The organism is Terriglobia bacterium (genome assembly GCA_020073185.1).
Lineage (GTDB): Bacteria > Acidobacteriota > Terriglobia > Terriglobales > Acidobacteriaceae > JAIQGF01.
Window position 1 is genome coordinate 27563 of the sequence record JAIQFT010000001.1, and the last position, 16486, is coordinate 44048.

General features: G+C 63.6%; 14 protein-coding genes. 4 read left to right on the forward strand and 10 right to left on the reverse strand.

Features of this window, described 5'->3' with window-relative positions:
• Positions 1–37: 37 nt before the first annotated feature.
• From lpxB to LAN64_00160, 3 genes are read right to left on the reverse strand one after another with little or no spacing between them, the layout of a single operon-like run.
• Entirely contained in the window at positions 38–1165 is a 1128-nt protein-coding gene (gene lpxB / locus LAN64_00150) for a lipid-A-disaccharide synthase (protein MBZ5566238.1), read from the reverse strand.
• 22 nt (positions 1166–1187) lie between these two features.
• Entirely contained in the window at positions 1188–1886 is a 699-nt protein-coding gene (locus LAN64_00155) for a CoA transferase subunit A (protein MBZ5566239.1), read from the reverse strand.
• Positions 1883–3298: an aminotransferase class III-fold pyridoxal phosphate-dependent enzyme gene (locus LAN64_00160; GenBank protein MBZ5566240.1), complete on the reverse strand. Its 1416-nt coding sequence runs from the start codon at positions 3296–3298 to the stop codon at positions 1883–1885. The genes LAN64_00155 and LAN64_00160 overlap by 4 nt, the downstream gene beginning before the upstream one ends.
• An 87-nt stretch (positions 3299–3385) precedes the next feature.
• On the opposite strand from LAN64_00160, the gene LAN64_00165 reads away from it, so the two are divergent.
• Complete coding sequence (locus tag LAN64_00165; protein ID MBZ5566241.1) at positions 3386–5584, forward strand: M28 family metallopeptidase; 2199 nt, start codon at positions 3386–3388, stop codon at positions 5582–5584.
• Here LAN64_00165 and LAN64_00170 read toward each other — a convergent pair.
• Positions 5568–7562, reverse strand: coding sequence for an ABC transporter ATP-binding protein/permease (locus LAN64_00170; protein MBZ5566242.1), 1995 nt, complete (start codon positions 7560–7562; stop codon positions 5568–5570). The genes LAN64_00165 and LAN64_00170 overlap by 17 nt on opposite strands.
• A gap of 147 nt (positions 7563–7709) precedes the next feature.
• Between LAN64_00170 and LAN64_00175 the strand changes: the two genes are divergently transcribed.
• The 3 genes from LAN64_00175 to LAN64_00185 all read left to right on the forward strand — a co-directional run bounded on the left by LAN64_00175 (position 7710) and on the right by LAN64_00185 (position 10937).
• Positions 7710–9071: a coproporphyrinogen III oxidase family protein gene (locus LAN64_00175; protein MBZ5566243.1), complete on the forward strand. Its 1362-nt coding sequence runs from the start codon at positions 7710–7712 to the stop codon at positions 9069–9071.
• A 219-nt stretch (positions 9072–9290) separates the two neighbouring features.
• Positions 9291–10376, forward strand: coding sequence for an aminotransferase class I/II-fold pyridoxal phosphate-dependent enzyme (locus tag LAN64_00180; GenBank protein MBZ5566244.1), 1086 nt, complete (start codon positions 9291–9293; stop codon positions 10374–10376).
• 102 nt (positions 10377–10478) lie between these two features.
• A complete protein-coding gene (locus LAN64_00185) occupies positions 10479–10937 on the forward strand; it encodes an SRPBCC family protein (GenBank protein ID MBZ5566245.1) in 459 nt (152 codons plus the stop codon).
• A gap of 39 nt (positions 10938–10976) precedes the next feature.
• Here LAN64_00185 and LAN64_00190 read toward each other — a convergent pair whose 3' ends face one another.
• From LAN64_00190 to LAN64_00215, 6 genes are read right to left on the reverse strand one after another with little or no spacing between them, the layout of a single operon-like run.
• Complete coding sequence (locus LAN64_00190) at positions 10977–11450, reverse strand: chemotaxis protein CheX (protein MBZ5566246.1); 474 nt, start codon at positions 11448–11450, stop codon at positions 10977–10979.
• Positions 11447–11893, reverse strand: a complete 447-nt coding sequence (locus tag LAN64_00195; GenBank protein MBZ5566247.1) for a response regulator — start codon at positions 11891–11893, stop codon at positions 11447–11449. Before LAN64_00195 ends, LAN64_00190 begins: the two co-directional genes overlap by 4 nt.
• A 25-nt stretch (positions 11894–11918) precedes the next feature.
• Positions 11919–12968, reverse strand: a complete 1050-nt coding sequence (locus LAN64_00200) for a chemotaxis response regulator protein-glutamate methylesterase (GenBank protein ID MBZ5566248.1) — start codon at positions 12966–12968, stop codon at positions 11919–11921.
• Between the two features lie 41 nt (positions 12969–13009).
• Positions 13010–15115: a chemotaxis protein CheA gene (locus LAN64_00205; GenBank protein ID MBZ5566249.1), complete on the reverse strand. Its 2106-nt coding sequence runs from the start codon at positions 15113–15115 to the stop codon at positions 13010–13012.
• On the reverse strand, positions 15112–15990 hold the full coding sequence (locus LAN64_00210; GenBank protein MBZ5566250.1) for a protein-glutamate O-methyltransferase CheR: 879 nt from the start codon (positions 15988–15990) through the stop codon (positions 15112–15114). Before LAN64_00210 ends, LAN64_00205 begins: the two co-directional genes overlap by 4 nt.
• A gap of 32 nt (positions 15991–16022) precedes the next feature.
• Positions 16023–16478: a chemotaxis protein CheW gene (locus LAN64_00215; GenBank protein ID MBZ5566251.1), complete on the reverse strand. Its 456-nt coding sequence runs from the start codon at positions 16476–16478 to the stop codon at positions 16023–16025.
• Between the last annotated feature and the right edge of the window lie 8 nt (positions 16479–16486).

Here is a 16486-nt window from a genome sequence, read left to right on the forward strand (position 1 = left end):
ACCCGGTTCTTCAGTCTGCCATCTTCAATCTGAATTCTTAAATTCGGCGGACCGCCGCCAGCACCGCTTCGGCCGCGCGGTCTGAGGCGGTAGACGACCCTGCCGGTGCGGCCAGTTTCGCGCGCACCTCTTTCAATCCACCGAGCATCGTTTGCCGCGCGGGGCCGTCGGGAAGGATTTCGTTCATGCGCGCAACGATGTTTTCGGCAGTGAAGTTGTCCTGCACCAGTTCGGGGATTACTTCGCGTCCGGCGATCAGGTTGGGCATGGCGAAGAAGGGGACACTCACCAGCGGACGGCCGAGTTTCCAGGTCAGCGGCGTTACCCGATAAACCATCACGAAGGGTGTGCCGATGAGCGCCGCTTCCACGGTTGCGGTGCCGCTCGCCACCACCGCCGCGCGAGCTTGCGAAAGCGCCAGGCGCGCGTCGCTTTCCAGCTTGAGATTTATGCCGGGGTCCTGCCCGACCACGCGGTGAATCAGGTCGACCATCCATTTTGAGCTGACGGTGGATGCGACGGGAATGATGAACTGGTATTGCTTGCCCAGCGCGCGCGCCGCGTGCAGCATCGCCGGGAGATTGAGCGCGATCTCTTTCTTGCGGCTTCCCGGCAGCAGCGCAATCGGGATTTGCGGCGAGCGCAGCGGCGGTGCCGGTCCGGGTGCGGGCAGGTCGGCCAACGGATGTCCGACGTACTCGGCTTCAACCCCGCGCTCCCGATACCATCGCTCTTCAAATGGAAAAATCACCAGCATCTTGCGCACGTGGCGCTTGATCTGCTCGATGCGCTTGGGCCGCCACGCCCAGAGCTGCGGGCTGATGTAATAGACGACTGGAATGCCGCGCGCGTGCAGTTCGCGCGCCAGGCGGAGGTTCCAGTCGGGGAAATCAATGAGCACCGCAGCGTCGGGTTTCTGCGCATCCACCGCGCGCAGCAGCCTGCGAAATTCGCCCCAGATTTTCGGTAGGCGCGTGGCCACCTCGGCGATGCCGACGACGGCTATGTCCTTCGCGTCCACCGCCGTGCGGCAGCCCGCCGCGCGCATGGCCTCGCCGCCGACGCCGGAGCAGTCAAGTTCCGGCTCGCGTTTTTTCAGGGCGGCGATGAGCTGCGCGCCATAACTTTCGCCGGAGGCTTCCCCGGCCGAGATCAGCAGTCTCACGGTTCCTGAAGCATAGCAGCAGCTAGCTTGCCCTCCGCACCGTCCGCTTCTCGATCAACTTCTCGTACGACGGCCCCTGGATGATGCGCTGTACGTAGATGCCTGGCGTGTGTACCTGGTCGGGATTCAATTCTCCTACCGGAACTAACTGCTCGACTTCGGCGATGGTGACTTTGGCCGCGGCAGCCATTTCCGGATTGAAGTTGCGCGCCGTTTTGCGGTAGACGAGGTTGCCGTGCGCGTCGCCCTTCCATGCCTTTACCAGCGCGAAGTCGGCGCGCAGCGCGGTTTCCAGCAGGTAACGCTGGCCGTCAAAGTCACGGGGTTCCTTGCCCTGTTCTACGACCGTGCCAACCCCGGTAGGAGTGTAAAACGCGGCGATGCCCGCCCCTGCCGAGCGTATGCGCTCGATGAAGGTGCCCTGCGGGATGACCTCCAGCTCGATTTCGCCGCGCGCCAGCAGCTCCTGGAGAAGCTGGTTGTCGCCCATGAACGTGCCGATATGTTTGCGGATCTGACCATTGCGCAGCAGCAGTCCGACGCCGAATCCCTGCACTCCGACGTTGTTGCTGATGGTGGTGAGTTTGCGCGCGCCCCGGCGCACCAGCGCGGCGATCAGATTTTCGGGAATGCCGCACAGGCCGAAGCCGCCCATCATCACGCTGCAACCGTCGGCGATGTTGGCGACGGCCTGGTCGGCGCTGGCAAAAACTTTATTCACGACGCCTGGACCTCATAGATAGCGCGGCGCAATTCGGCGATGCCGTCGCGGATTTCATCGGGCGATGCGACCGCCGGCGGCGCCAACAGCAAGTGGTCGCCGCGCGTGCCGTCCACGCACCCCTGCATAGGGTAAACCAGCACCCCGCGCCGCTGGGCGGCTTCGAAAACGCGCGCCGAGAACACGGATTCCGGATCGTAGGGCGTCTTGCTCTGCCGGTCGGCGACAAATTCCACGCCCCACAGCAGCCCCAGCCCGCGCACGTCGCCGACGCAGTCGCAATCGCGCAGCGTCTGAAGGGCCGCGGCGAATTCCGATGCCAGCGAGCCGGGGGCGTTGCTATCGGCAGCCTCGACGAGCCGAAGTTCCCGGACTCGGTTCAGCACCGCGCGTCCTGCCGCGACCGAGACGGGATGCGCGTTGTAGGTAAGCCCGTGAATGAAAGCGCCGGAACCGGCGGCGATTGCCTCGACCACGCGGCGCGAAGCAATGACCGCGCCCAGCGGCGCATATCCCGCCGCAAGCCCCTTGCCGGCGACGACGATGTCCGGCGCGGTTGCCGCGGTTGCCCCACCCTTATCGGTCGCCGGCCTTGCGACCGATAGGGTGGGGACATTGTCCCAATGCTCCCACGCAAGATTCCGCCCGGTGCGTCCGCATCCGGTCATGACCTCGTCGGCGATCCAAAGCAGGCCGTGAGCATTGCAGATGCGCCGGATTTCCTGCAAGTAGCCGCCCGGCGGGACGGCTGCGCCCAGTGTCGCGCCCGAAATAGGCTCACAAATAAACGCCGCCGCCGTGCCACCAGATTCGCTGATGGCGATTTCCAATTCGCGGGCGTACTCCGCCGCGCAATTGTTGCAGCCGTAGGCGCAGCGATAGCAATACGGCGTGTTGATGTGGCTGAACTCGCGCAGCATCGGGAGGTACGGCTTGCGCCGGCGCAAATTCCCCGATACCGCCATCGCCCCCAGCGTCGCGCCGTGGTAGCTCTGCTGGCGGCTGATGACCTGGTAGCGTTCGTCGTGGCCGCTCTCGACCTGGAATTGCCGTGCCAGCTTGAGTGCGGTTTCCACGGCCTCGCTGCCGCCGCTGGTGAAGTACACCGCGCCGCCGCCGAATTCCGCGCCGGCAAATTCCAGCAGTTCGCGCGCGAAATCTTCCGCGATCGGGGTGACGAACTGGCTGGTGTGCGCGAACTCGATAGCGGCGACTTGGGCCGCCATGGCGCGCGCGATCGCGGGGTCGCCGTGTCCGAGAAAGGAAACAGCGGCGCTGCCGGCAAGATCGAGATACTTCTTGCCGTGCTCGTCGAAGATCCACGCTCCTTCTCCGCGCACCGCGCGCGGATACTGCTTGCGGAAGGAGCGCGGGAATGCCGCCGGCCAGGACGCGTGCGCAGGGAAGTGCATGACGTTGGGATTATCCGGGTGGGGTAAGCGGGTGTCAAAAGCAAGTCAGCGGCTCTGTGCAGCCGGTACCTCATATAATGCCGGGCCATGATCCATGATCAACGGAAAGCACAGGCGGTCGCACGACGCAGCATTGCGCTGCTCGCATGGTTCGTCGTGACCATTGCCGCTGCCGGGCAAACGCGGCCCGCGGCGGCGATCACGGGCTTCACCAGCAAATCCGGGCAGAAACAGACTGCCATCGAACAGAAGTTCAAGGCGCGGATTTCGCGCGCTCAGGAAAACATTTTCCACCGTTTTCTGACTTCCGAGCCGCATCCTGCCGGGTCGGAACGCAATAACGAGCTGGCGCGCTACATCGCCGAGACGTGGCGGCGGCAAGGGCTCGAGGATGTCGTCATACGCGAGTACGACGTCCTGAATTCCTTCCCGCGCGAGACGTCACTGGAGATGGTGTCGCCCGTCACCTATAAGGCGGACCTGCGCGAGGCGCCCTACGCCGAGGATCCCGACACGCGCAACCCGCGCGTCAAGTCGGCGTACCTGGGGCTGTCGGCGTCCGGCGAAGTCACGGCGCCCATCGTGTACGCCCGCAACGGTAATCCCGAGGATTACGAGGTGCTGCGCAAGAACGGCATCGATGTGCGCGGCAAGATCGTGCTGGTGCGCTACTCGAATCCCTACAGCTATCGCGGCTTCAAGGCGCTGACGGCAGAGCGCGAGGGCGCGGCCGCGATGATCGTTTACTCCGATCCGGCGGAAGACGGCTACAAGCAGGGCAAGGTGTTTCCCGACGGCCCGTGGGGGCCGGAGACGCATTTCCAGCGCGGCGCCATCACCTACGATTTTATTGTCCCCGGCGATCCGCTGACGCCCGGGTGGGCCTCGGTGCCCGGCGCAAAACGCGTGGCGCCTGAGGAAGCGCGTTCGCTGCCGAAAATCATCGCGCTGCCGCTTTCCTGGCATGATGCCAAGCCGCTGCTCGAGCACATGGGCGGGCCGCCGGCGCCCAAGGACTGGCAGGGCGGGCTGCCGATCACGTATCGGCTGGGTGGCGAGGCGCGCGTCCATCTCAAGGTGGACATGGACAACCGCGTCGCGCCCAACTACGTGGTCGAGGCTCGGATTCGAGGCGCGGAGTTGCCGGACGAATGGGTGGTGCTGGGAAATCATCGCGACGCGTGGGAATTCGGCGGCGTGGACCCAAGCAGCGGAACCGCGTCCATGCTGGAAATGACTCGCAGCCTGGGTGCGCTGCTGAAGCAAGGAGTCCGCCCGCGGCGCACCCTGGTGATTTGCAGTTGGGACGGCGAAGAAGTTGGACTGACCGGCTCGACCGAATGGGGCGAACAGTTTGCCGACGAACTCAAGCGGAAGGCGATCGCCTACATCAACGTGGATTCCTCGGCGTCGGGCCCGGATTTTGAGGGCAGCGCAGTGGCCTCGCTGGCGCCGCTGCTGGTGGAGACGACAAAATCGTTGCGCGATCCTTCTGGCGTGTCGCTGTACGCGGCGTGGCTGCGCTCGCGCCGCACCAAGCAGCGCAGTGAGGGTGAGAAAGAAGAGAAGAAACCCATCACTGCGGCGACCCTGGCCGACGTGCGCATCGGCAGCGGTTCCGACCACACCGTGTTCCTGAATTTTCTCGGTGTGCCGGTCATCGGGCTGCAATTCGATGGGCCCTACGGCGTCTATCACTCCATGTACGACGACCATTTCTGGATCGAACATTTTGGCGACCCGGGCTTCCGCTATCACGCCCTCATGTCGCAACTCTGGGGCGTGTTGACGTTGCGGCTGGCCAATGCCGACGCGCTGCCGTTTGATTTTGGCGCGTATGCGCGGGCGTTGCGCGAGTTTGTCGAGGACCTGCAGAAGAAAAATCAGTTGCAAGGTCACTTGGATTTGGCGCCGCTGATGCTGGCCATCGCCAACTTCGAGCGGCAGGGAACCGAGTGGAACGCCGCGGTGCGCCGGAGGCTGGCGAGTGGGAACGCCGGCGTGCGCGTCCTCGAACCGCTGAATCGGGCCCAGACACGGGTGGAGGCGAACTGGCTGAATGAGGGCGGCATTCCCGGGCGCCCGTGGTTCAAGCACCTGTTGTACGGCGCGCGCTACACCTATGCGCACCTCGAATTGCCGGGCCTGACTGAGGCAGTCGAAAGTAAGAGCTGGCCCGTGGCGCAGCGGCAACTGGACCTGCTGCTACGCGCGGTTTCGCGTAATGCGGAACTGCTCGAGCGGACGCGCGGACTCCTCGGAGTGGAAGCTAATCGTCGGCGCTGACCTGCACGGTGGGACCGCCAAGCTGCGCGGCCGCGGCGCCGGCGGGAAATTCCTGGTCCTTGTACTGAAGCTGGTAGAGCTTCCAGTAGATGCCGCGCTGTGCCAGCAGTTGCTGGTGCGTGCCTATCTCGCGCAGCCGTCCTTTGTGCATGACGATGATTTTGTCGGCGCGCTGAATGGTCGACAGGCGGTGCGCGATGATCAGCGACGTGCGCCCTTCCACCAGGCGAGAGAGCGCTTCGCGTACGCGCAACTCGGTTTCCGTGTCCACGCTGGAGGTGGCTTCATCGAGCACGAGAATCTTCGGATTGTGCGCCAGGGCGCGCGCAAACGAGATCAGTTGCTTCTGGCCGGTGGAAAGCGTGCTGCCGCGCTCGTGCACCGGTTCCTTGAAGCCGCCGGGCAGCGAGCGGATGAAGTCGCCGAGGTTGACGTCCTCCGCGGCGCGCTCCACCTGTTTGTCGGTGACATGTTCCGAGCCGAGGCGGATGTTCTGTTCCACCGTGCCGGTGAACAAGAACGGGTCCTGCAGCACGACGCCGAAACGGCGGCGCAGCTCCGTCAGGTCCATCTCGCGCACGTCGGCGCCGTCAATTCGGATCGCGCCCTGCTGCACGTCGTAGAAGCGCAGCAGGAGCGAGATCATGGTGGTCTTCCCGGCGCCGGTGTGGCCGACGATGGCCGCCGTCTCGCCCGGCTCAACCGCAAAGCTCACGTCCTTTAAGATCCAATCCGGCTCGCCCGCGTTCGGGTTCGGCAGGCCGTCGGCGTTCTTCTCCGGCACGGTCCGGTAGTAGAACCAGACGTGCTCGAACTCGATGCGTCCCGGTCCTGTGACCTGCTTCACAACCGCGGGTGACTCGATCTCCACCGTCGTATCCAGCAGCTTGAAGATGCGCTCGCTGGACGCCATCGCCGATTGCAGGATGTTGTACTTCTCGCTCAGGTCCTGGATGGGCCGGAAGAAGCGCTGCGCGTACTGCATGAAGGCGACCAGCACGCCCAGGGTGACCGCGCCGGTCACGACGTGGAGCGAAACCAGCCTCGCGCGGCTGACCTCGAGCGCGAAGCCGTGCGTCGTGGCGCCGCGAATGACCTGGCCTCCGCCAAACCAGATGACGGCGGCGATCGCCATCGAAGACAGGATTTCCACCACCGGGTAATAGAACGCGTAGGCTAGGATGGCGTCCTTGAAGGCCTCCATGTGGCTGGCGTTGATCTTTTCGAAGCGGTCATAGGCGCGTTTCTCGCGGTTAAAAAGCTGCAGCACCAGCATGCCGCTGACATGTTCCTGGAGATAGGCGTTGATGCGCGCAATGGCGATGCGAATGCGGCGGTAACTGTCGCGCACAAACTTACGGAACACCATGGTCGCCAGCATGATCAGCGGCAGCACCGCGAACGTGATCAGCGCCAGCCGCCAATCCATGTTCAGCATGATTGCCAGGATGCCGATCAGCACGAAGACGTCTTCGAAGATCGAAACCACCCCGGCGGTAAACATTTCGTTGAGCGCGTCCACGTCGGTGGTAACCCGCGTCACCAGGCGCCCGACCGGATTCTTGTCGAAAAAGCCGACGTGCATGCGCTGCAGGTGCCGGAAGATCTGGCTGCGCAGGTCGAACATGATTTTCTGCCCGGTCCACTGCATGAGGTAGGTTTGCAGGAACTCAAGCAGAAAGCCGAAGAGCAGCAAGCCGACGTAAATCCCGCCGATCTGGGCGATGCCCGTGAGCGGAGCGCTGCTCAGCCAGCGGTCCAGTACCGAGGACGTTCCACGGGCGGGCGCCAGGTACTTATCAATCGCGATCTTGGTGATGTAGGGACCGACAACGTCGGCGGCGGATTTCAGCACAATCGCCACCAGCGCCAGCGCCACCTGCCACTTGTACGGGCGCAGGTAGCCGAGCAGCCGCTTCATCAGCCGGCTGTCGTAGGCCTTTCCCAGGACCTCTTCTTCGTGGATGTTGGCCGCCATCTGTGTCTAGGTTATCAGACGAGAGTGGGGGCGCTTAGGATGGAAAAAGTGGGACCGTAGTCCGTGGTCGGTAGTTCGTGGTCCGCTTGAATTGCGACGGACTGGCGGCTACCGGCTACCGACTACGCCGTCTGGGATAATGGCAATGTGGCGTTGGGCGTTTACATCTCGGTCCCGTTCTGCCGCACGAAATGCAGCTTCTGCAATTTTGCCTCCGGCGTAGTGTCGCGCGCGGTATATGTCCGTTACGTGGAACGCGTGTGTGCCGACATTGAAATCGCGGACCGGCTGGCAGCGGATATGGGCGCAAAGTTCGAGCGCGAAGTTGATTCCATCTATATCGGCGGCGGCACGCCGACGGTGCTCGAACCGGCCGATCTGGAGCAAATTGTCGGCGCGGTACGCAACCAATTCCGCGCGCGCCCGGATGCGGAGATCACCGTCGAGTGCGCTCCCGGAACGCTGCAGCCGGAGATGCTGAACACGTTGCTGCGCTGCGGCGTCAATCGCGTCAGCCTGGGCGTGCAGTCATTCGTGGATCGGGAATCGGCCAGCGTCGGCCGCCTGCACACGCGGGCGATTGTGCTCGATGACCTCTCGCGGCTGCGCTCAGCCGGAATCACAAATGTCAGCATCGACCTGATCGCCGGGCTGCCGCACCAGACGCGTGAGAGCTGGGAGTGTTCTCTGGCCGAGACGATCGCCACCGGCGTGCCGCATGTCAGTGTGTACATGCTGGAGGTAGACGAGGATTCGCGGCTGGGGCGAGAGTTGATCGCCGGCGGCACCCGTTATCACGCGCACTTTGTTCCCGACGACGAGGCCACCGCCGATTTTTATCTGCAGGCTTGCGAGCGGCTGAACACAGCAGGTATTTTTCAATACGAGATCTCGAACTTTGCGCGAAATACCGACCGCGGCGCCGCTGATCACCCGATCACCCGTTCGCCAGATCGCCCGATCGGCGATTACCCGAGCTTCGCCTCACGGCACAACCTCAAGTACTGGACGCGCCAGCCATACCTCGGGTTCGGCGTGGACGCCCATTCCATGCTGCCGGCGAATTCGCAACCGATGCCTGTGGCGATGGAGCGCGAGATCGGCAAGTACCTGGAGCATGCACCCAACTTCGGCGGCGCACCTGATTCGGAGAACTCGAATTTCTACACACGCATGGGCATCGAGTCGGTGCGATTTGCTACGCCCGATTCGCTGGAGGCCTACCTGTCGCAAAAGCGGCACCAGCGCACCGAGGTGACCTATGCGGACGCATTAGAGGAGGCGCACTTTCTCGGGCTGCGGCTGAACCGCGGCTTGCTCGCCGGCGAACTGGGGGAGCGCTACGGTCCGGAGGCGGCGACGGTGTTTCGCGAGCAGATTGCGGAGTTGAGAGCGTTGGGGCTGGTGGAAATCAGTGATGGCGCAGTGCGGCTGACCAGTCGTGGCCGGCTGCTGTCGAATGAAGTGTTTCAGAGATTCATCGGTGCTGCGGAAAAGGCGGCTTCGTGATCCCTCCCTCGCTGAGCAACACGAGGATGCCGGCCCCGCAGGGGCGGCAGAGAATAGCGCGGCACGTGAGTGCCGGAAAAGCCGTCCCGAAATCGAGAGTCCCGTAGGGACGGTACCAACTCAGACCAACCCCATTTCCGATAGCCTGTTGGCACAGGCTCAACGAATTCATTTACACTGGCCGATTAATTCTTGTCGTTGAGATCGGCGAGAACTTATATGAGCACCGCGACCTCCACCGGAACGCCGGAGAACACCGGGCAGCGCACGCGCCTCACCGTCGACCTGCGCAGCGACACCGTCACCAAGCCCACGCCGGAGATGCGGCGCGCCATGGCCGAAGCCGAGGTTGGCGACGACGTCTACGGCGAAGACCCCACCATCAATCGCCTGGAGCAGCGCGCGGCGGAGATTTTCGGGCGCGAGGCCGCGATCTTCGTGCCCAGCGGAACCATGGGCAACCAGGTCGCGATCAAAATCCACACCCGTCCGGGGCAGGAAATCATTTGCGAGGAGCGCTGCCACGTCTTCAATTACGAGATGGCGATGATGGCGCACTTCTCGGGCTGCCTGGCGCGGCCGATCCACGGCGAAGACGGCATCCTGCGCTGGGTCCAGATCGAGCGCAAGATCGCGCCGAAGACTTATTACTACGCGCAGACCGGGCTGGTTTCGCTGGAGAACACGCACAACATGGCGGGCGGCACGGTCTATCCGCAGCCGATTACGGACGAGATTTGCGACGGCGCGCATGCCGCCGCCCTGCCCGTCCACCTGGATGGCGCGCGCGTGTTCAACGCTTCGATTGCGCTGGGCAAACCGGTGGCGGAGATCACGCGCAAATTCGATTCCGTCATGTTCTGTCTGTCGAAAGGCTTGGGTGCGCCGGTGGGTTCGCTGCTGGTGGGAAGCGGGCAGTTCATCACCCAGGCGCGGATATATCGCAAATCGCTGGGTGGCGGCATGCGGCAGGCAGGCGTGCTCGCCGCGGCCGGGCTGATCGCGCTGCAGCAAATGCCCCACCGCATGCACGTTGATCACGAGAACGCGAAGTTCCTGGCGCAAGGTCTGGCGCGCGTGCCCGGCATCAAGGTTGATCCGGCGAAGGTGCTCACCAACATCGTGATCTGCGACATCAGCGGCGCCGGCATGGTTTCGGCTGACTTTTCGCGCAAGCTGGCGGAGAACAGCGTTCTCTGCGGCACCGTGAACACCGAGCTGGTGCGCTTCGTCACACACATGGATGTCGACCGGGCCGGCTGCGAGCGGGCGCTGGAGGCAGTCCGCGAGATTTGCGCGAAGTAGGCAATGAAGAATTGAGAATGAACCATGAAGAATGAAGACAGCGCGAATCGCCGCCATACTTCATTCTGACTTTTTCCTTCTTCATTTCTTCCGAGGGTGAGGATGCCGACAAGGCTGGAATACTCCGTAACCGCCAAGTGCAAGCCGGAGCACGTGTGGCGGAAGTTTCAGAAGCTGGAAGAGTGGCCGTGGTGGAACCGCGTCGTCGGTCAGGCGCGCTGGATCAGCGGCCAGCCCTGGCAAAAGGGCAGCGAGTTCGGCATGGAGCTGGTGTACCCGCGCAAGATGTCAATTAAGCCCGTGATTCTCGCATCGACGCCGCCCAACAAAATCGGCTGGGTGGGCAAGACCACCGGCTTCTCTGGCGAGCATTGGTTCAGCTTCGAGGCGCAGAACGACGGCACCACCCTCATCAAAACCTGGGAAGACATCTCCGGCTGGGCGACCGCGTTCTTCGGCAACCGCATGAAGCAATCGCTCCTGACCATGCACAAGGACTGGCTGGAAGCGCTGAAGACGGAAGCGGAGAGGATCGCGCGCGAAGAACTGGCGCGGTTGTGACGTGGCCTTTTAGCGGGGACGGTAAATTCCGCGCCGCCTTTACGCGTCGAACCTCGGAAACCGCAGCGCGATGTTCATGAACACGCTGCCGCTGGGTGTGTCGAAGCACATGACCAGGGCCTCGGTATCTTCGCTGTTGCCGATGCCGCGCTCGGCAGTGTGCACTTCGGGCGGCTGGACCCGGAAGTGAAAGCCCTGGTCGTTCAGGCACGTGATGGCGTTGCCGATCACCTGGTTGGCCAGTTCGCAGATGGTTTCGTGGACCATGCCGGCGTCTTGCGGGAGATCGCTGCCGGCCAGTGCGGACGCTATGCGCGCCGCGGTCTCGGTTTCGAGATCGAACACGATGCGCCCCTCGATGTCGCCCTTCATTGTGACAATCGCGGCGACCCCGCGGCGTCGGTACACCTCCTGCTCCATGCTCACGTTGGAAACGCGCGTTTGGCAGGCGAGGGTTTGCGCCAGGACGGCGTCGGCGGCATTAATAAACGGCTGAATCAGCTCCAGTTTCATCGCGCCGCTCCCGTCGCCGCCTCGGAGGCTGCGGTGGCGTCCTCGCCCATGACGTACTTCACGATGTCGTAGAGGATTTCCGGCTTGACCGGCTTCTGCACGAAATGGCGCGCGCCCTTTTGCAGCGCGGTGATGATGTTCTCCTGGTAGCCCACCGAAGACACCATGATCACGCGCGCTTGCGGGTGCATGCGGATGATGCGCTCGGCCGCCTCGATGCCTTCCATCTGCGGCATGATGATGTCCATCAGCACCAGGTCGGGCAGGGTGCGGCTGTACTCGGTGATGGCGGTGCAGCCGTCGCCGGCCTCGCCCGCCACCCGCCCACCGAACGATTCAATCATCCGTGACAGGTTCTTGCGCGCGAAGATGGAATCATCCACCACCAGGTAGCGAAGCGGCTGCTTGTCCTTGCTGCGCAGCAGCGGCGCAAATTGTTCCATGACCACCTCGAATCGTCGACCGACCTTACACCGCCGGTTGGGGCACGCTGTGCGCCATCGGCTCGTTCTGCGCGATTCCACATTGCGCTTGGAGCGTGTTGGCCAAGGCGTCGAGCGAGAGCACGCGCGCGGCGTGACCCCGTTCGATGGCCGCTTTCGGCATTCCAAATACGACGCACGATTCCGCGCTCTGCGCGATCGTCAACCCGCCGGCGGCCTTGACGGCGTACATGGCATCGGCGCCGTCGTCGCCCATCCCCGTCATCAGCACCGCGATCGCCCTCGGACCGAATTCTTGTGCGACCGAGCGAAACAGAACGTCCACCGACGGCCGGTGACCGTTGACCCGTTCTTCCTCCGACAGCACCGTCACTGCTCCCAGCGGCATGCGTCGCACTCGCATGTGACGGTTGCCGGGACAGATGAGCGCGCGCCCCGCCACCAGCAGGTCGCCGGAGCATGCTTCCTTCACTGCCATGGCGCAGGTCATGTTCAACCGGCGCGCAAACATCTCGGTGAACCCTTCCGGCATGTGCTGCACGATCAGAATCGATCCTGGGAAACCCGCCGGAAGCTGCGACAAAACGTATTGCAGCGTGTTCGGCCCGCCGGTGGAAATGCCGATGGCGACGATTCTAGTCGGCGCCTGCATGGGTCTTGACCGCGTCGGTTTGCTGGTCTGGGGCGCCGGCGCAATCGCGAGCGCAGCGCCGATGATGCTGTGCGCGGCAATCTTGATTTTCGCAATCAGCTCGGCGGCGATTTCGTCCATGTGCTGGGAAGCGGCGTCGGCCGGCTTGGCAACGAAATCCAGCGCGCCCATCGCCAGGGCTTTGAAAGTCGCGGACGCGCCCGCGGTCGTATGGGCGCTGACCACGATCACCGGTAGCCGGTGCTTGCGCGTGATTTCACGCAACGTCTCCGTGCCGTCCATGCGCGGCATTTCCAGATCGAGGGTGATGACGTCCGGCTTCAGCTCCCCAATTTTCACCAGCGCAAACGTGCCGTCCATGGCGGTGCCCACCACCTGGATGGAGCTGTCTCGCTCCAGCATCTGGGGGATGAGCTTCCGCATCAGCGCGGAGTCGTCAACCACCAGCACTCGGATGGGCTGCGTCACGCGGTCGCCTCCATCGAGCGCCCTTTCCCGTCGCCGGGGACTGCCGCCGGAGCCACGCGCGTACCGGAAAACTTGCGCATGGCTTCGTTGACGTTCAGGATCAACACCACCGTGCCGTCGCCCAGAATGGAAGCGCCGCTGACCAGCTCGCTGGCGACAATGGTTTCATCGAGCGGCTTAATGACCAGTTCCTCCTCGCCGACCAGCTTGTCCACCAGCAGCCCAAACTTGCGTTCCCCGCTGCTGATCACCATCACGAACACGCGCCCATCGCGGCTGTCGAACACCGCGGGCGCCAGCCGATGCAGGCGCACCAGCGTGAGTACCTCGTTGCGCACTTGCACAACTTCGTGGCCGTCCACGTGATGGATGTCGGCCTCACTGGCCCGCGTGATCTCCAGCACCGACTCCAAGGGCATGGCGTACAGCCGCTCGCTGACCCGGAACAACAGGGCGCGGATGATGGCCAGCGTGAGCGGAAGCCGCAACTGGAATGTCGTTCCCCGGCCGGGCTGCGTCTCCATCCGCACGCTCCCTTTCAGCTTGTGCGCCACCGACCTGACGATGTCCAGGCCCATGCCGCGCCCGGAGATTTCGCTGACCTGCTCGGCGGTGCTGAACCCGGGTTCGAAGATCAGGCCCATGACATCGGCCTCGCTCATACGCGACGCCTGCTCCTGGGGCAACATCCCGTGCCCCACCGCCTTGGCGAGAACGGCGGCGCTGTCAATGCCGCGGCCGTCGTCGCTGATCTCGATCACCACCTCGTTTCCCTGGTGGCAGGCGTGCAGTCGGATCACGCCCTGCTCCGGCTTGCCGGCGGCGCGGCGCTCGGCCGGTGTCTCGATTCCGTGGTCCACCGCATTGCGCACCAGGTGAATCATCGGCTCGGCCAGCGCGTCCAGCAGGGTTTTGTCCAGATCGGTGTCCTGCCCGCTGACGCTCAGCGCAGCGTCCTTGCCGCCCAGCTTGGCCAGATCCCGCACCAGCCGCGAGAACCGCCGGAACAACTGGTCAACCGGCACCATGCGGATTTTCATCGCCGAGCGTTGCAGCGCATTCAGTACCTGCGACTGGAACGCCATCGCGTCGGCAAGTTTGGCGCGCAGCGGGTCCTTGGGGAAGCGCTGCACGAATTCGTTCAGCGTCTGGTGCAGCATGGATTTGCCGATCACTAACTCGCCGACCAGGTTCAGCAGGTTGTCGATGCGCTCCGCATCCACGCGCAGCGTGTTCTCCCCGTTTGTGGCAACGCGATTCGCGATCGCGTCGGGCACATCTGCTGTGCTCTGCGTCGCGGCAGGTAAGCCCACCGTGGAGGGCGCGGTCGCGGTTGTTGCCGCGACTGCGTCCTCTTCGGTGAGTTCCAGCGCTGGGACAAACTTTTCAATTACGACCTGCGCCACCACGCCCGGAATGCGGCACTTCTGCGCCAGCCACCCCCGGTCGTGTTCGCTGGCCAGGGCAAACTCCACCTGGCTGGCTTGCGCCCACTCCGGTGCGGCCGGCGAGACGGCGAGCACGGTTCCTGCTTTCTGCAGAACCTTTTTCAGCAGCTCGATGCCGGCTGCGCGCATGGGCAGGTCGGGCGTGAGCGCGGCGCCGATTTCGTACACGTGCAGCCCGCGTCCCGCCGCTTCCCCCATGGCCAGTTGCTCGTACTCCGTCCACGAAAACCTTGGTTTGAATTCGCTGACGGCCTTGCACGCGGCCGCCTTCTGCGCCCGCTTCCATATCAGCGCGCGCAGCGGGTCTCCGCTCGGCGGATCGAGATGGGCGCGATAGGCGGCGCACATGGCGTCGAACATGTCGGCGGCGCTGAGCACGATTTCCGGCAGCGACGCCGCATTGGCCGCCGTGATTTCCGGCGTCAGCGCGTCTTCCAGTTCATGCGCCAATTTGCTCAGCTCGTGCATGCCGCACGCCGCCGAGTCGCCTTTCAGGGTATGCACGACGCGGCGGATCTCCTGCACCGCCGCGGCGTGTCCCGGATTTTTTTCTAGTGCCAGCCCCTGGTCGTTGAGCGCCTGCAACAGTTCCTGCGCGCTCTGGAAGAACATATCCCGCAGCTCCGATGCCCGTTCGTCTGGTTGCGTGCTCACTCTTGCACCTCGTCGCGCTGATACGCGGTCCCGTTGTTCTGGTGGATCATGCGGAATTTGTCGCTCAACCCGAATAGCGTTTCCGCGTGTCCCACGAACAGGTATCCGCCGGTGGTGACGCAGCGGTAGAGTTTCTCCACCAGCCGCTTCTGCTCCGGCTCATCGAAATAGATCATGACGTTGCGGCAGAAAATGACGTCGTTGCCCTGCGGCAGGTATTCGGTCTTCAGATTGTGGAAGTCGAACTTCACCACCTGCTTCACCGGCTGCTTGACGCTGTAATGCTCGCCGATCTTGTCGAAATAACGCAGGCGGTACATGTAATCCACCGGCTCCATCTGCTGCTCGCTGTAATTGCCTTCCTGGGCCGTGCGCAGCGCCGAGTAGCTGATGTCGGAGGCTAGAATCTCCACCTTCCACGGCGGCGGGACCAGCGGCTTGGCGAAGGGAAGATCGCGTTCCGGCGCATTGCGCAGCGTGAAGTACGCCAGCGCGTCGCACACCAGCATGGCCATGGTGTACGGTTCCTGCCCGGTCGAGCATCCCGCGCTCCACAGGCGGAGATTCCAGTCGCGCGCGCTATGCTTCCTCTGCAGCAACTCTTCCAGCGTGACCTTGTGAAACAGGTCGAGCTGTGGCTTGTTGCGGAAGAAGCTGGTCTCGTTGATCGTCAGGTTCTCCAGCAACGCGGCCAGTTCGGTGCGGCCCTCCCGGCTGGTCAACAGGCGGTAGTAGCTGTAGAACGACTCCAGCCGGCACGCGCGCAGGCGCCGCTGCAGCCGGTCCCGCAGGAAGTGTTCGCGCCGTTCGTCGAAGAACATGCCGCACTCCCGGTAGACCAGGGTCTGCAGCAGCTTCAGCTCGGGTTCGGACATCTGGATCGCCGGGCTCGCCATGCTCGTTGTCGTTACGCATCCACTGTCGGCAGGCGCAACTCGCCCGCTTGCAAAATCTTTCCCAAGTCCACCAGGATGATCAGCCGCCCCTGGTACTTGGCAACGCCGGTGACGTAACTCGTGGTGGCATCGGCGAACACGTTCGGCGGCGGCTCGATTTGCGCGTCGCTGATCTTCAGGACTTCCGAAGCGCTGTCCACCACCAGGCCGACCGCGTGCGACTCCACGTCCACCACCAGCACGCGGTTTTTTCGCTTGTTCTCGGTCACCGTGCTGCCGAAACGCCTCCGCAGGTCAATCACGGGGACGATTCGCCCGCGCAGGTTCATCACCCCTTCCACGTACTCGGGTGCGTGCGGGACGTTGGTGATTTCCGGCGGGCGTACGATCTCGTGCACCAGCGAGATGGGCAGCCCGAATGTCTCCCGCCCAATGCGGAATCCGACGATTTGTAGCTCTTTCACCATCGTCAGCC